Source organism: Lactococcus sp. EKM203L (assembly GCF_011800585.1).
Taxonomy (GTDB): Bacteria; Bacillota; Bacilli; order Lactobacillales; family Streptococcaceae; genus Lactococcus; species Lactococcus lactis.
Map to the genome: position 1 here is coordinate 1 of NZ_JAALEQ010000039.1, position 824 is coordinate 824.

1 protein-coding gene and 1 pseudogene are annotated in these 824 nt (G+C 33.0%); both read left to right on the forward strand.

The features are described 5' to 3' along the window. Positions 1-95, forward strand: a pseudogene (locus HFD15_RS13970) (IS6 family transposase); the annotation flags it as partial. A gap of 41 nt (positions 96-136) precedes the next feature. Further along, the gene (locus HFD15_RS13975) at positions 137-550 is read left to right on the forward strand and encodes a DUF5626 family protein (protein ID WP_238785381.1); all 414 of its coding nucleotides are present in this window, start codon (positions 137-139) and stop codon (positions 548-550) included. Positions 551-824: the final 274 nt, after the last annotated feature.

An 824-nucleotide genomic window follows, 5' to 3' on the forward strand; every position in this document is an offset into this window, starting at 1 on the left:
TTCGAGGAATATATAAAAAGAACCGAAGAAATGGAACGCTCTTCGGCTTTTCGGTGTCTACTGAAATCAAGGTATTATTGGGAATCCCAGCTTAAATTATAGATACCTTAAGGGATTTTAATCTTTATTTAAAACTTTGCAACAGAACCCAAATTTATCTGCTGAATTTGATTTATCTAAATTACCTCTTAATGGGGAAACTAAATCAGTTACAGATTCACAAGGTAATGTAACATATTTCAAAGTTGAACCTGGTTCAAATCCTATGGCTCGTATTTCAAATGGTTCTCATAAGGTCACTGCTTGGGATGCAGCCTGGCATGTTTCCTTTTATATAACAACCAGTGGTAATAAAATTACAAGCGCACGGGATTTAAATTATACGATTGTTGGAGCGCAAGTTAATTCGGCATCCTTGCGTGTAGATAATAGCAAACGTGCAAGTGCTCATTTTTCATTTACAACTCCAATATGGAATGTAATATCTTGGACTGGATGGGTTAGAGCTACAATAAATTCGTCAAACAATCTTGTAGTTACAAGAAATTAAAAAACTCTATTATAATAATATAAAGGAGGTTTTTATGAGATTAGTTTCTATTGTTTTTTTGATAACAGTAATTTTAATTGGGCTGGGTATTTATTTCTTGATTAAATTTTTCAAAAATAAAAAATAAAAAAGAGTTTTTAAGCTCTTTTTTATTTCTAAAATTTTGCAACAGAACCCTCTGTCATGAGTCGTCGATTTAACAAACCAACGACAACTGTTGATTATCGTCAACGTCCCAATAAGCCACTTGGGTATTGGACAGACCTAGCTCACA